Genomic DNA, 18054 nt, shown 5'->3' with positions numbered 1-18054 from the left:
AGTGGAATTATCTGCACCAGTTATCAATAAGCGAACCGGTAATGTGAGTATGGTTGATTCTTCGTTGCTTTCCAGAAATGAAAAACCCGCCAGCAGGCGGGTTCGGTAAGCTAAATGCTCAGGCTATCCTGCAGGCATCGGCTTCCCATCGGTAGCCCACGCCATACACCGCGCGGATAAATGACTGCTCCGCGTCGAGGGCTTCCAGCTTGCGGCGCAGGTTTTTAATATGGCTGTCGATGGTACGGTCAGTCACGACGCGGTAATCATCATACAGACGGTTCAGCAGTTGCTCGCGGGAGAAGACCTTCCCCGGCTCGTGGGAGAGGGTTTTCAACAGGCGGAATTCGGCGGGGGTGAGATCCAGCAGCTTGCCGCGCCAGCTCGCCTGGAAGCGGCTTTCATCGACGATAAGTGGGCTTTCCGCATCCAGTACCTGCAGTTCACGATGCGGCTTACAGCGGCGCAGAATGGTTTTTACGCGCGCGACCACTTCACGCGGGCTGTATGGCTTGCAGATGTAATCATCCGCGCCAATTTCGAGGCCCAGCAGGCGGTCGATCTCTTCGATTTTCGCCGTCACCATCACCACCGGCACGTCTGAGAAGCGACGAATTTCCCGGCACAGGGTCAGGCCATCGGTTCCGGGGAGCATCAGATCCAGCAGGATCAGGTCCGGCGGCGTCTGGCGCACATAAGGCAGCACCTGATCGCCATGGCTGATAAGCGTGGGGGCATAGCTTGCCGCGCGTAAATAGTCGATCAGTAACTGCCCGAGCTTCGGCTCGTCTTCGACAATCAAAATGCGTGGCGTGTTTTCGTCAATCGGTAACTCGGTCATGCTTCTCTCGATAAATCCCGTTCCAGAGGTAACTCTACTGTAATGCTTACCCCGCCAAAAGGCGAATGGGCGGCGCGGATCGTGCCATTATGGGCCTCGACGATGTTTACGCAAATCGCCAGTCCCAGACCGGACCCGCCGCTGGCGCGATTGCGGGAGCCTTCGGTGCGATAAAATCGCTCAAACAGTTTTTCCAGCTGTGCATCCTGCACGCCGGGGGCGGAATCCGCAAAGGTCAGGGCAAAATGCCCGTTTTCTTGTTTGCCGGAAATATGCAGGCCACCGCCGCTGTCGGTGTAGCGCAGGCTATTTTCCAGCAGATTGTTGAACAGCTGCATCAGGCGGTCTTTGTCGCCAAACACCACGGCACTGTCAGGCAGTGAGAGATCGATTTTCAGGTTGCGGCTGGCGAAACGTTCGCGGAAGGCACCGCTTACCACCTCCAGCACGTTTATCACATCGACGGGCGCTTTCTGGTAGGCCAGCGCGCCTTCGTCCGACATGGAGAGCTGGTGGAGGTCATCGACCAGTTTGGTCAGCGTGCCCACTTCCGCCTGCAGCGAGGCCACCGATTCGGGAGTGAACTGACGCACGCCGTCCTGAATAGCTTCCAGCTCGCCGCGCAGCACCGCCAGCGGCGTGCGGAGTTCATGGGAAATATCAGCCATAAAATCGCGTCGCATCTGCTGGTTTTTTTCCAGGGTGCTGGCGAGCTGGTTAAAGTCCTGCGCCAGCTTGCCGAGTTCGTCCTGGCTACGGGTATCGACGCGGGTGGAGAAATCCCCGGCGGCCAGCTTATGCGTCCCTTCCACCAGCCGTTTAACCGGCGCGAGCAGGCCACGGGCCAGCGGGAAGGTCGCGAGCGCGGCCAGCAGGGTGGAGAGCGCGACAATCAACCAGCTGGTGCGGCGCTGCTGACGATCAAAGTTGATATCGGTGTTACGCGTCAGGCGTTCAACCGGCGAGGCGATCACCCAGCCGACGGTGGCGTTATTCACTGTGATCGCCCGCTTTGTGCCATCCGGCGGAATGGGCGCGCGCGGGCCAACCAGTACGCGCATATCCTGGTCTATCACCCAGAACTGGGTGCGCCAGCCGTGCGGCGGCATCCCGGGGCCCGGGCGATCGTCACCGGTATCATGCTCAAGCGAGCGCAGGATCTGGAATACGAAGCGGTCGTTATTGCGCAGAAAACGCCAGTTACCGTGCAGGGCATACTGATCGCTCAGCGCATCGCTCAGCCCCTGTAAACGCTGTTCATTACCATGCTTAATGTAATCAATAAAACCCCGTTCGAAACTGACCCGCACGGCCCAGTGCATGGTGACCAGCAGCACGATACAGGTGGCAAATATCGCCACAAAGAGTTTACCGGTAATGCCCGGACGCCAGAATTTCATGGTGCACTCCTTTTGCCGTGTCGGATAACGACGTTCTTACGGGTATCATCCGGCACTCTGGCGAAGATGAACGCGGGCAGGGCGATAATCACCGCCATGCTGAGATAGGTATACAAAAAGACCTGATGGGCGACCGGCGTGTCGACGCTGAGATGATGCTGTCCGTACATGCCGAGCAGTAAACCGGCAAGGGTCACCCCTACGCTCATGGAGAGCTGCATGATCATCGACAGCAGGCTATTTCCGCTGCTCGCCAGGTCATCCGGTAGTGCTTTTAACGTCAGGGTATTCATTGATGAAAAGCGCACAGAGTTAATTATGCCCTGGCAGAACAGCACCAGCGGCAGCGCGTAGTACCAGCCCAGCAGCGCCACGGCCATAAACAGCAGGCTCACCAGGGCTAACCCAAGCGTCGCGGCAACCAGGACGTGGCGATAACCAAAACGGTTAACCACCTGCACCACGATGCGTTTCATTCCCATGCTGCCAAGTACCATCGGGATCATCATCAAGCCGGCGTGAAACGGTGAAAATCCCATTCCAATCTGCAAAAAGACCGGCGTCATAAAGGGCAACATGCCGCTGCCGACGCGCCCGGCAAAGCTCCCGAACAGGCCCAGACGATAGGTGGGGTTTTTAAACAGATCGAGCGTGAACAACGCGCTCTCGTTACCTCTGGCATGCCAGAGATACCACAGGATAGCGGTAATGCCGAGCGCCACCAGAAGGCCAAGCGTCAGGGCGGAAATCCCGAGGCCTTTTTGGCCATCAAGCGCGAGGGTGAGCATCGCCATCCCCGCCGCCAGCAGGATAAAACCCAGGAAATCAAAGCGCCGGGTCTGCATGGTGTAGTTAGGCATCAGCATCAGGGTGGCAATCGCGCCGATGATGCCCACCGGCAGGTTGATTAAGAAGATCCAGTGCCAGGAGGCATACTCCACCAGCACTCCGCCCAGCGCCGGGCCAAGCAGCGGGCCGACCTGGCCGGGCAGGGTGACGAAGGTCATCGCGGCCATGTACTGCTCGCGGGGCACAATCTTCATCACCGTCAGCCGCCCGACAGGCACCATCATCGCCCCGCCAATGCCCTGTAACGCGCGGGCCATCACCAGTTGATCCAGCGTATTCGCCTGGGCGCAAAACAGCGAGCCTGTGGTAAACAGCACGATGGCGGTGAAAAAGATATTCCGCACGCCCACTTTGTCCGCCAGCCAGCCGCTGGCCGGAAGCATAACGGCCACCGTTAATACATAGGAGACAATCACCATATGCATATGCAGCGGACTCTCCCCCAGGCTTTTTGCCATCGAGGGGAGGGCGGTATTGACGATGGTCGTATCCAGCGACTGCATAAAGAAGCCGAAGGCGACAATCCACAGCTGCCAGCGCACGTGACGTGGGAGGTCGGTCATTTATTCGGTTACCGTCGTTCTGTTTTTACGCGAAAAACGCACCCGCAGGCGGTCAAAGAACAGATAGACCACCGGCGTGGTGTAGAGCGTCAGCAGCTGGCTCATCACCAGCCCCCCGACAATAGTGATCCCCAGTGGCTGGCGCAATTCTGAACCGTCACCGCCGGAAATCACCAGCGGCAGCGCGCCAAACAGCGCCGCCAGCGTGGTCATCATGATCGGGCGAAAACGCAGCAGACAGGCCTGGAATATGGCCTCTTCTGGCGTCAGGTTGCCATTTCGCTGGGCGTCCAGCGCGAAGTCCACCATCATGATGGCGTTTTTCTTCACGATGCCAATTAACAGCATGATACCAATCAGCGCAATCAGGCTGAAGGGCGCGCCGAACAGCTCCAGCGCCAGCAGCGCCCCGACGCCCGCCGACGGCAGCGTGGAGAGAATGGTCAGCGGATGGACGTAGCTTTCATAAAGCACGCCCAGCACGATATAGACCGTCGCAATGGCCGCCAGAATCAAAATCACCTGCGAATTCATCGTCTCCTGGAACACCTGCGCGGTACCGGCAAAACTGCCGCGTACCGTGGACGGCACGCCAAGCTGGGTCATCGCACGGTTGATTGCATCGCTGGCCTCAGAGAGGGACGAACCGGCTGGCAGGTTAAAGGAGATGGTCGACGCCGCCGAAAGGCCCTGGTGGTTCACCGACAGCGGCGCGTTCGCCGGCTGCCAGCTGGCAAAGTAAGAGAGCGGGATCGCCTTACCGTCGTTATTAATCACAAACATGTTGTCCAGCGCGCTGATGTCCTGGGTGTAACGTGGGTCCACCTCCATCACCACCTTGTATTGGTTCATGGGCTGGTAGATGGTGGAAATCTCACGCTGGCCGAAGGCATTGTTCAGCAGGCTGTTGGCGGCATCGACGTTAATCCCCAGACGTGACATGGTTTCACGATTGTAGGTTAGCGCCATTTCTGCGCCGTTGTCCTGCTGATCGGAGTTAACGTCCGCCAGCTGTGGCAGGGCGGCCAGCGCCTTGCGGATCTTAGGCTCCCACTCGCGCAGGGCAGCTAAATCGTCAGAGAGTAACGTGTATTGATAGCTGGCGTTAGCCTGACGCCCGCCGACGCGGATATCCTGAACGGCCATCAAAAACAGATTAGCGCCCGGCTCTTTGGCGAGCTTCACGCGCAGGCGGTCGATAACCTGCTGGGCGGTTTCATTGCGCTCGTCACGCGGCTTCAGGGTGATAAACATCATCCCGCTGTTCACACGCGAACCGCCGGTAAAGCCGGTTACGTTATCTACCGCTTTATCTTCGCGGATGATCTTCATAAAGTCCTGCAGCTTGCCGCGCATGGCCTGAAAGGAAATACTCTGGTCTGCCTGGATCCCGCCCATCAGCACCCCGGTGTCCTGCTCCGGGAAGAAGGTTTTGGGGATAGAAATGTACATCCAGACGTTGAGCACGATGGTGCCAATCAGCACCAGGCCGACAATGCGCGTATGCCTCAGCACCCACTTCAGGGACTTGCCATAGCTCTCCTGCATCGCCAGCAGGAAGCGACCAAACCCCTTACGGCGCGGCTGAGAGTGGGGCTGGCTGCGTTTTAACATCCAGCCGCACATCATCGGCGTGAGCGTGAGGGACACGATCAATGAAATACCGATGGCGACCGAGAGCGTGACGGCAAATTCCCGTAACAGCCGGCCAGGCAGGCCGCCCATCAGCAGTAACGGCAGGAACACCGCCACCAGCGACAGGCTCATCGACAGTACCGTAAAGCCCACTTCACGCGTTCCCTGCAGCGCGGCCTGCAGCGGTTTCATCCCCGCCTCCAGATGGCGCGAGATGTTCTCCAGCACCACAATGGCGTCATCCACCACGAAGCCGGTGGCAATCGTCAGCGCCATCAGCGACAGGTTGTTAAGGCTAAATCCGCACAGGTACATCGCCGCGAAGGTCCCGATCAGCGAGACAGGCACTGCCACCGCAGGGATCAGCGTGGCCCGGCCTGAACGCAGAAACAGGAAGACCACCAGAATCACCAGCGCAACGGAGATCACAAGCGTCTGCTCTACCTCTTCAAGCGAGGCGCGAATGGTGGGGGAGCGATCCTGGGCAATCTGCAGATCGATCGCCGCCGGGATGGTCTGCTGGAGTTCCGGCAATCTCGCGCGGATACTGTTCACCGTCTCAATAATGTTGGCTTCCGGCAGCTTGCGGATCATCAGCAAAATGGCCGGTTTGGCGTTGGTCATCCCGGCGTTGCGCACGTCCTGCACCGAGTCGGTGACGCTCGCGACATCGCTCAGGCGCACCGCCGCACCGTTGTTGTAGTGAATGATCAGCGGCTGGTATTCCGCAGCGGTTTTCAGCTCATCGTTAGTCTGGATCTGCCAGCGGTGGCTACTGTCCTCAATGGCCCCCTGCGGTTTGCGCACGTTTGCATTGCTGATGGCAGAGCGCACATCGTCCAGTGAAACACCCTGGTTAAACAGCGCCTGCGGGTTTAAGCCCACGCGCACGGCGGGCAGAGAGCTTCCGCCAACGCTGACATCACCCACGCCGTTAATCTGGGCGAGGGTCTGCGCCAGTTGGGTGGAGGCGAAATCGTACAGTTGCCCCTGCGAATAGGTGTCCGAGGTAAGCGTCAGGATCATGATCGGCGCATCGGACGGGTTCGCTTTACGGTAAGTCGGACGGCCCGGCATCCCGCTCGGTAGCAGGTTCTGCGCGGCGTTGATCGCCGCCTGCACATCGCGCGCGGCGCCGTTAATATCCCGGTCGAAGCTGAATTCCAGAATGATGCGTGTGCTGCCAAGCGAGCTGCTGGAAGTCATCTCGTTGACCCCGGCAATTCGCCCGAGTGAACGTTCCAGCGGTGTGGCAACCGACGAGGCCATGGTTTCCGGTGATGCACCGGGCAGCGAGGCGCTGACCATGATCACCGGGAAATCCACCTGCGGCAGCGGGGCCACCGGCAGCAGCCGGAAGCCCAGGACGCCGCACAGGGTGATGGCGAGTGAGAGTAAAATCGTCGCCACCGGACGATAAATGAAGAGGGCGAAAAACTTCATTTACGCCTCCTCTTCACGTTTCGGGAAGCGGCTTCTCGTCCACAGCGCCAGACGGTCGAACAGCAGATAAATGACCGGCGTGGTAAACAGGGTCAGGACCTGGCTTACCAGCAGGCCACCGACCATGCCAATCCCCAGCGGACGACGCAGCTCGGCCCCGACGCCGGTACTGAGCATCAGCGGCAGGGCACCTAACAGGGCGGCGAGCGTGGTCATCAGGATCGGGCGAAAACGCAGCAGGCAGGCCTGGAAAATTGCCTCGCGCGGCGACATCCCCTGCTCGCGCTCGGCGGCAAGGGCAAAGTCGATCATCATGATGGCGTTTTTCTTCACGATCCCGATAAGCAGGATGATCCCAATGATGGCAATCACGTCCAGCTCGCTCCCCGCCAGCATCAATGCCAGCAGTGCCCCCACGCCCGCCGTTGGCAGGGTGGAGAGGATGGTAATCGGGTGAATAAAGCTTTCATACAGCACACCGAGCACGATATACATCGCCACCACGGCCGCGACAATCAGCCAGATGGTGTTGCCCAGCGCGGCCTGGAACGCCAGCGTGCTGCCCTGGAACTGGGTCTGAATATCGGACGGGAAGTTCAACGTCTGCTCTGCGGCCAGAATGGACTCCACCGCTTCGCCCAGTGAATAACCGTCCGGTACGTTAAACGAGATGGTGGTGGACGGGAACTGATCCAGATGGTTAATCGACAGCGGTGTGTAGCGCTCTTCCACCGTCGCGATGGCGCTGAGGGGCACGATGCCTCCGTCTTTGCTGGTCAGGCGCACCGAATCGAGCGCGGCCAGGCCGGGCGTGTTTTCCGTGTTGTGTTCCAGCACCACGCGATACTGATTCGCCTGGGTATAGATGGTGGAGATCAGACGCTGACCGAATGCGTTATACAGCGCGTTATCCACGTCGGCCATGGTGATCCCAAGCCGGCTGGCGGTATCACGGTTGACGTTCACATATGCCGCCAGCCCTTTGTCCTGCCAGTCGCTGCTGACGTCCGAGAGCTGCGGCAGGGCGTTGAGTTTATCCACCAGTTGCGGTACCCAGGTGCTGAGCGCATCAAGGGTGGTGGCCTGCAGCGTGAACTGGTACTGGGTACGGCTCACCTGGGTATCGATGGTTAAATCCTGAATCGGCTGGAGGTACAGCTCAATACCCGGCACGCGCGCTACGGCAGTTTGCAGGCGGTCGATCACCGTCTGCACGCGGTCGTCGCGATCGTCAAGCGGTTTAAGGTTGATCTGCAGGCGGGCACTGTTTAGCGACGGGTTGGTGCCATCGACACCGACATATGACGTCAGGCTCTCTACTGCCGGATCTTTCATGATGATCTCTGACACCTGCTGCTGACGCTGCGCCATGTTAGCGAAGGAGACCGTCTGCGGTGCCTGAAGCGTACCCTGGATAATGCCGTTGTCCTGAATCGGGAAGAAGCCTTTCGGGATGAAAATCCACAGCATAACGCTGAGCGCCAGCGTACCAAGCGCCACGCCAAGGGTTGCCCATGGATGGTTAAGCACTTTCGCCAGCACCCGTCCGTAAGCGGCAATAATGCGTTCGAACATCCGCTCAGAGGCGCGCGAGAAGCGGTTTTGCTTGCGCAGGGAGGCGTGGCTCAGCATACGGGCGCACATCATCGGCGTGAGGGTCAGTGACACCACGGCGGAAATCAGAATGGCGACGGCAAGCGTCACGGCAAATTCGCGGAACAAACGCCCGACGATATCGCCCATAAACAGCAGCGGGATCAGTACCGCAATCAGTGAGAAGGTGAGGGAGATAATGGTAAAGCCGATCTCGCCCGCCCCTTTCAGCGCCGCGGCTAACGGTTTTTCACCTTTTTCGATATAGCGCGAGATGTTCTCGATAACAACGATAGCGTCATCGACCACAAAGCCGGTGGCAATGGTAAGGGCCATCAGCGTCAGGTTGTTTATCGAAAAATCGAGGAACACCATGACGGCAAATGTTCCCACCAGTGAGAGCGGCACGGCGACGGCAGGAATGAGGGTCGCCGGCACGTTACGCAGGAACAGGTAGATGATCATCACCACCAGCGCAATCGCCAGCATCAGTTCAAACTGGGTGTCAGTCACGGACGCGCGAATATTGGTGGTCCGGTCAGACAGCACTTTCACGCTAACTGACCTGGGCAGGCTTTCAATCAGTTGCGGCAGCATAGTGCGAATGCTGTCTGCGGTTTCAATGATATTGGCACCCGGCTGGCGCTGGACGTTCATCACGATCGCCTGCTGTTTGTTGGCCCAGGCGCCGAGCCAGCTGTTTTCCGCACCTTGCTCAACGGTTGCCACATCGCCCAGGCGCACCGGCGCACCGTTCTGGTACGCGACGATCAGCTGTCGATATTCATCCGCGGACTGCATTTGATCGTTCGCCGAGAGGGTCACGGCCCGGGTTGGGCCATCAAGCGAGCCTTTTGCCGAGTTGACGTTGGCGTTACTGATGGCGCTGCGGATAGTTTCGCTGGTGAGGCCCAGCGCGGCGATGGCCTGGGCATTGAGCTTCACGCGCACCGCCGGACGTTGACCGCCGGCAAGCGTAACCAGTCCCACGCCAGAGACCTGTGAAATTTTCTGTGCCACGCGCGTTTCGACCATGTCTTCGACCTGAGTCATCGGCATGGCGGAGGAGGTGACGGCGAGCGTCATGATCGGCGGATCCGCCGGGTTTACTTTGCTGTAGACCGGTGGGTTGGGCAGGTCGGATGGCAGCAGGTTGGTGGCTGCGTTAATCGCGGCCTGTACTTCCTGTTCGGCAACGTCGAGTGAGAGCGTAAGCTGGAACTGCAGCGTCACCACGGATGCTCCGCCGGAGCTTTGCGAGGACATTTGCTTCAGGCCAGACATCTGACCAAACTGGCGCTCCAGCGGCGCGGTGATGGCAGACGTCACCACATCCGGGCTCGCACCCGGATAAAGGGTGACCACCTGGATGGTGGGATAATCCACTTCCGGCAGCGCCGAGACGGGCAGGAAGCGATAGCCAATAATCCCGGCCAGCAGAATTGCCACCATTAACAGCGTGGTGGCAACAGGGCGTAGAATAAACAGGCGTGAAGGCCCACCTGTAGAGCTCGGGGGCATAACCTGCATCAGGACGTCGCTCCCTGCTTAGCAGGCTGTTGCTGGCCTTCAACCACTTCGACTTTCGCCCCCTCGGTGAGACGATCAATACCGTCGGTAACCACGCGGTCACCTGCGGAAAGGCCGGCGCTGATCACCACCGTCTGGCTGTCCTGAATGCCGGTTTTCACCAGATGCTTGCTGACGTTATTCTCACTGTTAAGCACCCAGACAAAGTTCCCTTCGTTGCCCATCTGCAGCGCCGCCGTCGGGATAACGACCGCATTTTCCTGTGTTGCAACCAGCATCCGCGCATTCACGAACTGATTCGGGAAAAGCGCATCATCCTGATTGTTAAAGCGGGCTTTTAACTTGATGGTGCCGGTGGTGGTGTCAATCTGGTTATCCAGACTGAGCAGGGTGCCTTCGCTCAATTTTTGCTTGTTGGTGCGATCCCAGGCTTCCACAACCAGCCCTTTGCCGGCTTTCTGCGCCTGAACCACGGTTGCGATGTCGCTCTCCGGCAGGGTAAAGACTAAATCGACAGGATGCGTCTGGGTGATGACCACGATACCGGTGGTATCGCCGCTGGAAATCTGGTTGCCAATATCAACCTGCTTCAGACCGACGCGGCCGTCAATCGGGGCGGTGATGCGGCTCCAGTCGAGCTGTAACTGTGCGCTGGCCACGGCGGCTTCGTCAGCTTTAAGGGTGCCCAGCGCTTCGCTGACCAGAGACTGCTGCGTATCCAGTTCCTGACGCGATACCAGGTTGGTTTTCACCAGTTGCTGATAGCGTGCCAAATCGCGTCGGGCGTTCGCGAGCGTGGCCTTGTCTTTCGCGAGCTGGCCCTGCGCCTGCGCGAGGGTGACTTTAAACTGGCTTGGGTCAATTTCTGCCAGTAAGTCCCCGGCTTTAACCTGCTGGCCTTCCTGGAAGTGAAGCGCCATCAGCTGCCCGTCCACACGGCTTCGAACCGTAACGGTGTTGGCGGCGGTAATGGTTCCCAGCCCGGAGAGATAACGGGGCACCGCTTTATTTACCGCAGTAGCCGCCTGAACGGGAGCCAGCGCACCGCCGCGCATGCCGTGACGTCCGCCACTTGCGGGACGCTGAGATGGGCTGCTGGCACCTGCAGAAGTGTCAGAAGAGTGATTGTGCCAGAACCAGGCGGCGGCAAGAGCCACCACAATGATGCCAGCGGCGATTGCCCAGCGGGATTTGTTACTGCCTTTCATCGTTATACGTTCTCATCCTGAATACTTCGGGGAATGATACTAGTTTAGTCAGGCAACACGGCAGAAAAATGGAGGAAATATGGAAGACTGTCTGGATTTGTCTGATTGGCAGGGGAAGGGGCGCGGCGTGAGGCGGCCTTCAAATCGGATCAATTGGCAGTGCATAATTTACCAGGAATATTCCCTGCCACCTGAAATATTCTTATTATTTATCTGCCGGGTGAGAAACGGAGAAAGATAACAATTGGTTTTATTATTTAATTTGTCTTTAGGAAAATTTCATTATTCATCATGTAAGGATCGGAATATTCTCTGTTATACCAATATTTTTCATCTTGTTATCAAATCATTAACAAACTAATGATTTTTTGCAATGTGACGTATTTATTTGATTTGAAATATGTTTTTGTTATTCCTTTCAATGCACCACTTTTGATTTGTATCAAAAAGCTAAAACAGTTTAAATTACCTAAAATTGCGATAATTATAGATTTTTATTTTGAAAATGTTATTTAAATGGTTTTATGTTTTCATTTAAGCGATCTCGTCATGAATGATTATGAGAAAAATCCTAACGACGGAGGGTTTTTTCTTCATTCGATTGGTTGTCCTGAAACATAATTCAAATAATACTTTTTTGGCGCGGTAAATCCCGTTCGCATTTAAATGGAGCTTCCAGGTTATTTATTAAATGGCACCTGGCAGTACGTTTGTTCTCAGGAGATGAAAATGAAAAAATTATTACTGGTGGCCTCTCTGGTTTCTGTATTTGCTGCTGCAAATGCTATGGCTGATGTTACGGCATCTGCCACCGCATCATGGGATGCAACGGCAACGAAAGATACAACCAGCCTGCTGGTCGTGACCCCATTGAACTCGCTGACGTTCCAGTATGCAGAGGGCCTGAATGGGTTTAACACTCAGGATGGCGCTTTTGATGTGACGATTCAGGGACAGGAAAGTGCAACCGATTTTGAACTGACTGCTCAGGTCATCAGCAATACGCTGACCAATGCAAGCGGTGATGCATCTACCCTGAATGTGGGCGTGGCATGGAATGGTCAGGCGCTGTCTAACTCTGCCGAAACCGTTCTGGTGAATGCGGCTTCCACTTCAGGTCTGGAAAGCCTGCTGGCCGATGGAGCCTATAACGGCGCTGAGCGTGTAAGCGATCAGTCCAGCTTCAAATTCTCCATCGCTTCAGCGACTTCTGACGGTTCGACTGCTGTAACTGACTATTCTGCGCTGCCGGATGGTTACTGGACGGGTGACGTAAAAGTTCAGTTCAATGCAACCTGGACCACTCCAGCGTAATGAATATTAATTCGGGAGAGGCTCTCTCCCGAATTTCGCAGGAATGCACTGATGAAGAAATATTTGCCACTCGCAGCGCTGGCAGGGATGGTCGTATCCTTTTCCAGTCTGGCGATTAATGTGGGTGATATCACGTCGATAATGACGGCCGATCAAAACGCGTTATCAAAAGAAATTATCAACACCACTGATTCCGCCCGCTATGTGAGCGTTACCGTAAAAAGGCTCTCTTCACCGCTGCCTGACGGAACAGAAATGCAATTTGAAACGTCGGGAGAATTACTTTCTACACCGGCGAGCCTTATTTTACCCGGTGATGCGAAAGATGTTTTTCGCTTTTTCTATAAGGGCCCTGAAGATGACAAAGAACGTTATTACCGGCTGCAGTGGGTTGACGAACCCGTAAGCGAAAGCGCATCGACTAAGGCTGGCAAAGCCGCGATTGCGACAGCGTCGGCAGAAATCGGGACAATACTGGTCGTGGCGCCACGCAAGGAACGATTCGAATACGGTCGTGACGGGGATGTCATCACCAACAAAGGCAACGTCTCGTTTCGGGTCATTGCTTACGGAGCCTGCAAAGAGGCGTCACAGGATCGGGGACGCGGGTGTCGCGAGCGTTATTACGTCATGCCAGGTACAAAAATAAGATTGCAGAAAAGCGATGTGTCAAACAGTCGCACCCGCATTGGGATTTGGCATGGCAAGCAATTTATTACAGTGAAGTAATACACGGCGTCATTTCCGGTACCAGTAATAAAAATACCGAAAAGTAAGGATGCGTATGTCTTTTAAATATCTTATAGGAGGGAGTTTATTACTCTCTTATGCGCTAACATCAGGGGTTGCGCATTCTGCACCGGTTAAGATTGGTAATTATGTTATTCCAGGGGCATTCGCGCGTTCTCTTGAACAGGGGATGACGGTCCCCGTTTATATCCGCTACCAGGAGACGGATACAAAAAGCCAACAAAAAATTGCTGATGCGGTCATCTCGCTGGTTGAGGGAAATATCGTTGTAAAATCCATTATGGTTGCCGATCTGCCCAATAACGCGGTGCTTTCAGAGAAAACGCGCGAGATGGTGGAAAAAATAGGCGATGCGAAATTTATCGACAATACCTCTCTTGCCCTTTCGCGAGACGCACGGCTGAAATTAAACGTCTCCTCTTTTCATCTGGAGATGATTGTCAGCCGGGATGCCCTGACTGAAGCGGTGGTCGCCCGCAGTTCATTGCTGGGACCGTCCAGCGTTGATCGACTGTCTACTGTGCTGAATTACAACTTTGGCACCTATTACAATGACTACCGCAATGGCAGCAGCTCTCGCAGTTATTTAACCCTGGATAACACCACCTCGTTGAGAGAGCACCACCTCAATATCAATGGCTCGGTCTATGGTATTGGCGAGAGTAACCGCTCCAGCAAACTGTATCGTGCCATGTATGAGCGCGATTATGAGGGTTATCGTCTGGCGTTGGGCATGCTCGACACCTGGAACGTTCAGTCGATCGCCAGCCTCAATGCGCTGAATGGCGGCAAGATCTACGGCCTCAGCTACGGCAATAAAGGCAGTACGGTGGTTGAAAACACCTCCCTGTCCTTGATCCCAATAACCATATTTTTACCGTCTGCCGGTGAAGTGCATGTGTTTCGTGATGGGCGCTTGTTAAGCGTTCAGAACTTCAACATGGGCAGCTACGAAATTGACACCAGCCGGTTCCCTTACGGTGTGTATGACGTCACGGTGGATGTCGTGGTAAATGGCCGGACGGTGAACACCCGCGTCAGTCGTGTGAATAAAATTTTTGCCCGCCAGCAGGCCGCAGGCCTGCATGAAGTCGCATGGCAAATTTTTGGCGGTTCACTTGATTACGACCGCGTGAGTTATAAGCGCAATCATTACCGTGATGCCGGCAGTGAACAGACCTGGATTGCGGGTGGTGCGGCCTCGTTAACCCTGGCAATGCTCTCCGGGCTCACCCTGAAAACGACAGGTTATGGGTTTGATGACAATGCCGTCAATGAAACGGACATTACCCTTAACGTCAACGAATATGTCAGCGTCGGGACACAAACGCTGGTGGCGAACGACGGAACATGGCGCAACGTCAGCAGCGCCAGTCTTAATGCTCCAGGCGGGTTTGGATCGCTGTGGGCATCGCGGGAAGACAGCAAAATCGGTAACCGTCTGCCGGTGCAGGAGCGGGATAACTATTCGATTGGCGCAACATTGAACCTGAGCCGGTTTATTCCGCACGGTGGCACGTTAACGGTCAGCCAGACCGAAAACCGCTATTCCGGTAATACCTACCGGAACCTGGATTACAGTACCACCCTCTATGCGGGACGGTACGCCACAGTGGGGTTACGGGCCGGGATACAGCGCTATTACTACAACAATACGAATGATGACGGACGTCAGGAACGCTATGTCAGCCTGGATTTATCGCTGCCGCTGGCCTCGTGGATGAGTGTCGGGGTTTCACGCGATCGCTACGGCGCAACACAGGGCAATATCAGCGCGCGTAAACAATTTGAGGATAGCGTCATTACGTCTGCAGGCATTTCCGCCTCGACTCGCCTGAGTGGAGAGCAGAACTACGACAACAATTACGCTGTAAATGGCAACCTGAGTTATGACACCCGCTATAACGGCGGGACGGTTTCGGTGACCCGTTCAGCAGACAACTCGACCAATATGAACTTCTCCTCTCAGGGTTCCGTTGCCTGGGCGGGCGGCGATTTTGGTCTGAGCAAAGAGCGACAGCGCTCGGGTATTATTGTGAAAACCGATCTTGTGGGTGATGGAAAGCTGGCCGCAAAAATAAATAACCGAAATTATATTCTTAGCGGCAAATCGAGCTTTATTGCACTCCCGCCTTACGCGCAATACAAGCTGGAAATTATGAATGATAAAAACTCTGAAGACAGTTTTGACATTGTCTCGGGCCGTAAACAGGCGCTTAACCTTTATCCCGGTAACGTCGGCGTGGTGTCACCTGAGGTGAAAAGCATGGTGACCGTGTTTGGCCGGGTGCGATATCCCAATGGTGAACTGGCGTCAAATACGGACATCCATAACCACATTGGCAAAACGCGCACCGACGCGAAAGGTGAGTTCGCCATTGATATTGATAAGAAGTATCCCGTTATTACCCTGGTGTCCGCCAACGGTAATATCTGCGAAGCGGATTTAGATCTGGAAAAAGCCAGGGGCGCTGCGTGGGTAGGGGATGTTAAATGTGCACCGCAAACCACGATGGCGCAGAGATAATGCTATGAAAAAAAGTGCTTCCGTTTTTATTTCGCTCCTGTTTTTGGCGGGGTTGATTCCCTTCACCGCAAGGGCACTGACCGCCTCATCGTCAGGGGCGATCAACAACACGTTTTTATTTATCGAGAACGACATTGACGGTGAGTATTTCATTACGCCGTCCGCGTTAGATCCCCGTTTCAGCGGGTCAAATACCTGGGTTAAATACGGCACATCCCAGGTCAGCCTCGGTTACCTGGGTTATGTCATTTGGACTGCGCCAGCCAATAATTATCAGGATATGTGGATTGATAATTCGCCCATTGATGCTCCTTTCACAGGAATACGCTGCTACCGAGGTTCGCAGTGTCCGACGACGGGCTACATTGCCGGACAGGGGGTGGATAACAATGGTTTTTACCACGCGCAGGTTGGATCCGTGGCGGGGGTTATTGGCGGAGCGTATGGCTTTGCTTCGCTGAGCAACTCAGCCTATGAGTATTTTCGTAATATGCCGACGGGTGGCAGCGAAACCTATGTTTTTAACCGCTGCTATACCTCGGTTAACTATGATTACGCCTCGGGACAACGCTGTAAGGATCAGACAACAGGTCGCTGGAATTACATCAATTACACGTTAAACAAGCGGGGACATCTGGCGCTGGAATCAACAAGTGCCTTTCAGGAGCTGTGGATCGCCAGTGATGGAACCCCAAGCATCACAAATGATTCCGGATCCTGTGAGCTGGGTGTCGTCAGTAACGTTGATGGCGTAATTTGTAAAATGGTCAAATACAACCTTGAGCAGACACAAAATTTGACGGCATCGTTGACGTTCAGAGCGTATATCGATTCTGCTGCGTTGGGTTTTACCCCTTCCGCAACCACCGTGAAATATTCGGGAAATGGCTCGACATGGTATAACTTCAGCGCCTCGACGGCGTATTACAACGTCTTTTCGACATCTGGTCAGTATATCTATGTCTTTTTGTCGAAAACATTCCTTAAGAATCTGGTGGATGCAGGCGTCAGTATTACCAACAGCCAGCCCTTTACGTTTGCGTTTACGAATGCATTAACTCCGGAGTCAGGCTATTACCAGTTTACCCCCTCTTTGCAGCTCAATATTGTGCCGAAGGAGTATGGGATTAGCATTGTCTCATCGAATAATACGGCCTCTGCCAGTGGAAGCGGCACCATCGGAGATGACGCGCCGATTGAGATGGATTACGTCGTCACCGTATCGGGACCCCGTCAGGCTGACAGTATTACGGCCCAGGTTATCGGGGACAGCACGACAATCAACGACACCCCTTACTGCCTGTTTACGTCGGCCCAGGGGGGGATAAACGTGCCTGTCCCTGCCTATCTGCAATACAACACCGTGTCGGGAAGCCCTACTCAGGTGAGGAACAGCTGCAGTGAAAATGCCATTAGTCTGAACGATGCGTTATGGCAACAGGTGCCATGGGATGCCAACAACACGGATGATGGCAGCTTTTTCAGCACCAACTTAACGCTGCTGTTCCCGATGAATGATTCCCGCTCAGCACTGACGGTGGCTGGCGCTGACTGGGAAGGCGTGGTCAGCGCCAGTGGTGAAATCAAAGTCACCGCGAACTGGCTGGGAGTAACAAAATGATGCGCTGGCGGAAGGTCGCGGAGGGTGTGGTGGGACTCTGCATTGCGCTTTACACGCTTTCTGCCCACGCGCTGTATCTGGACTCCACGATCTATGATATCCCCGCAGAGCGGTCGTTCATTAGCAAACGTATTTACAACGACAGCCAAAAACAGAATGTGTACAGCATTTCGGCGATTAAAATCGACCGTCCAGGACCGGGTGGGGAAAAGCGTCTGCCAATAGAGGACGGGGAGTTGCTGTTTACACCGCTCACGTTTTCGCTCGCCCCGGACGCCGGGGAGTATTTTAAGATCTTCTATCGCGGGCCCGAGGATGACAAAGAGCGTTACTACCGGATTCAGTTTCGCGAGATGCCGGTAACGCTGTTTGCTGAACGTCCTTCAGGCAAAGCAAGTGAAGCTGTACCCGCTATTGCATTGGATACGATACTGGTGGTCAGGCCCAGAAAGCTGACGCTAGGTTATACTCTGGATGAGCAAAAAGGGGCGCTGACAAATACCGGCAATACGTTTTTCAGGATCATCGTACACAAGGGATGCCAGTCAACCGATGACGAGGCGACGATGCGCTACCTGCTGCCTGGAGAGACCTACCGAAGCAGTGCGTTAAACACTAAAAATAAAAAATTCATCGTTGCGTTGAAAAAATATATACCGATAGGCGATGGTTGTTTTAAAAATAACAGTTAAAGTTTAAAGAAACAGTTCTTATATTGCTAACTGAACTCTGGGAATATATTCTGTACTGCGTGCTGGCATTGCCGCCGATAATAAAAGA

Annotated in this window: 11 protein-coding genes; 5 read left to right on the top strand and 6 right to left on the bottom strand. The window is 55.1% G+C overall.

All coding sequences use genetic code 11. The features are described 5' to 3' along the window. Positions 1 to 118: 118 nt before the first annotated feature. From baeR to AAIR21_RS01980, 6 genes are read right to left on the bottom strand one after another with little or no spacing between them, the layout of a single operon-like run. Complete coding sequence (gene baeR, locus AAIR21_RS02005) at positions 119 to 841, bottom strand: two-component system response regulator BaeR (RefSeq protein ID WP_014170852.1); 723 nt, start codon at positions 839 to 841, stop codon at positions 119 to 121. Continuing rightward, the gene (gene baeS, locus AAIR21_RS02000) at positions 838 to 2241 is read right to left on the bottom strand and encodes a two-component system sensor histidine kinase BaeS (protein ID WP_020883244.1); all 1404 of its coding nucleotides are present in this window, start codon (positions 2239 to 2241) and stop codon (positions 838 to 840) included. The genes baeR and baeS overlap by 4 nt, the downstream gene beginning before the upstream one ends. Then, positions 2238 to 3653 carry an MFS transporter gene (locus AAIR21_RS01995; protein WP_014170850.1) on the bottom strand — a complete coding sequence of 472 codons (1416 nt, stop codon included), beginning with the start codon at positions 3651 to 3653 and terminating at the stop codon, positions 2238 to 2240. The genes baeS and AAIR21_RS01995 overlap by 4 nt, the downstream gene beginning before the upstream one ends. Further along, positions 3654 to 6731, bottom strand: a complete 3078-nt coding sequence (gene mdtC, locus AAIR21_RS01990) for a multidrug efflux RND transporter permease subunit MdtC (protein WP_183516151.1) — start codon at positions 6729 to 6731, stop codon at positions 3654 to 3656. It lies immediately after the preceding gene. Then, positions 6732 to 9854 (bottom strand): MdtB/MuxB family multidrug efflux RND transporter permease subunit, encoded by a 3123-nt coding sequence (locus tag AAIR21_RS01985; protein ID WP_410397675.1) that lies wholly within the window; start codon positions 9852 to 9854, stop codon positions 6732 to 6734. Further along, positions 9854 to 11062 (bottom strand): MdtA/MuxA family multidrug efflux RND transporter periplasmic adaptor subunit, encoded by a 1209-nt coding sequence (locus AAIR21_RS01980; RefSeq protein ID WP_020883246.1) that lies wholly within the window; start codon positions 11060 to 11062, stop codon positions 9854 to 9856. Before AAIR21_RS01980 ends, AAIR21_RS01985 begins: the two co-directional genes overlap by 1 nt. Positions 11063 to 11791: 729 nt before the next feature. Between AAIR21_RS01980 and ecpA the strand changes: the two genes are divergently transcribed. The 5 genes from ecpA to AAIR21_RS01955 are packed head-to-tail and all read left to right on the top strand — an operon-like array spanning position 11792 to position 17966. Then, a complete protein-coding gene (gene ecpA / locus AAIR21_RS01975) occupies positions 11792 to 12376 on the top strand; it encodes a common pilus major fimbrillin subunit EcpA (protein WP_020883247.1) in 585 nt (194 codons plus the stop codon). A 51-nt stretch (positions 12377 to 12427) separates the two neighbouring features. Next, a complete protein-coding gene (locus AAIR21_RS01970) occupies positions 12428 to 13105 on the top strand; it encodes a hypothetical protein (protein ID WP_014170844.1) in 678 nt (225 codons plus the stop codon). 55 nt (positions 13106 to 13160) lie between these two features. After that, entirely contained in the window at positions 13161 to 15653 is a 2493-nt protein-coding gene (locus AAIR21_RS01965) for a TcfC E-set like domain-containing protein (protein ID WP_183516153.1), read from the top strand. Positions 15654 to 15657: 4 nt separating this feature from the next. After that, complete coding sequence (locus tag AAIR21_RS01960) at positions 15658 to 17274, top strand: fimbrial protein (RefSeq protein WP_183516638.1); 1617 nt, start codon at positions 15658 to 15660, stop codon at positions 17272 to 17274. Beyond that, a complete protein-coding gene (locus AAIR21_RS01955; protein WP_126487903.1) occupies positions 17271 to 17966 on the top strand; it encodes a fimbria/pilus periplasmic chaperone in 696 nt (231 codons plus the stop codon). Before AAIR21_RS01960 ends, AAIR21_RS01955 begins: the two co-directional genes overlap by 4 nt. The last annotated feature ends 88 nt before the right edge of the window (positions 17967 to 18054 follow it).

It is taken from the genome of Enterobacter sp. PTB (genome assembly GCF_051130085.1).
Lineage (GTDB): Bacteria > Pseudomonadota > Gammaproteobacteria > Enterobacterales > Enterobacteriaceae > Enterobacter > Enterobacter ludwigii.
The sequence above is the reverse complement of the archived record's forward strand: the minus strand, read 5'-3'. Positions and strand labels throughout refer to the sequence as shown.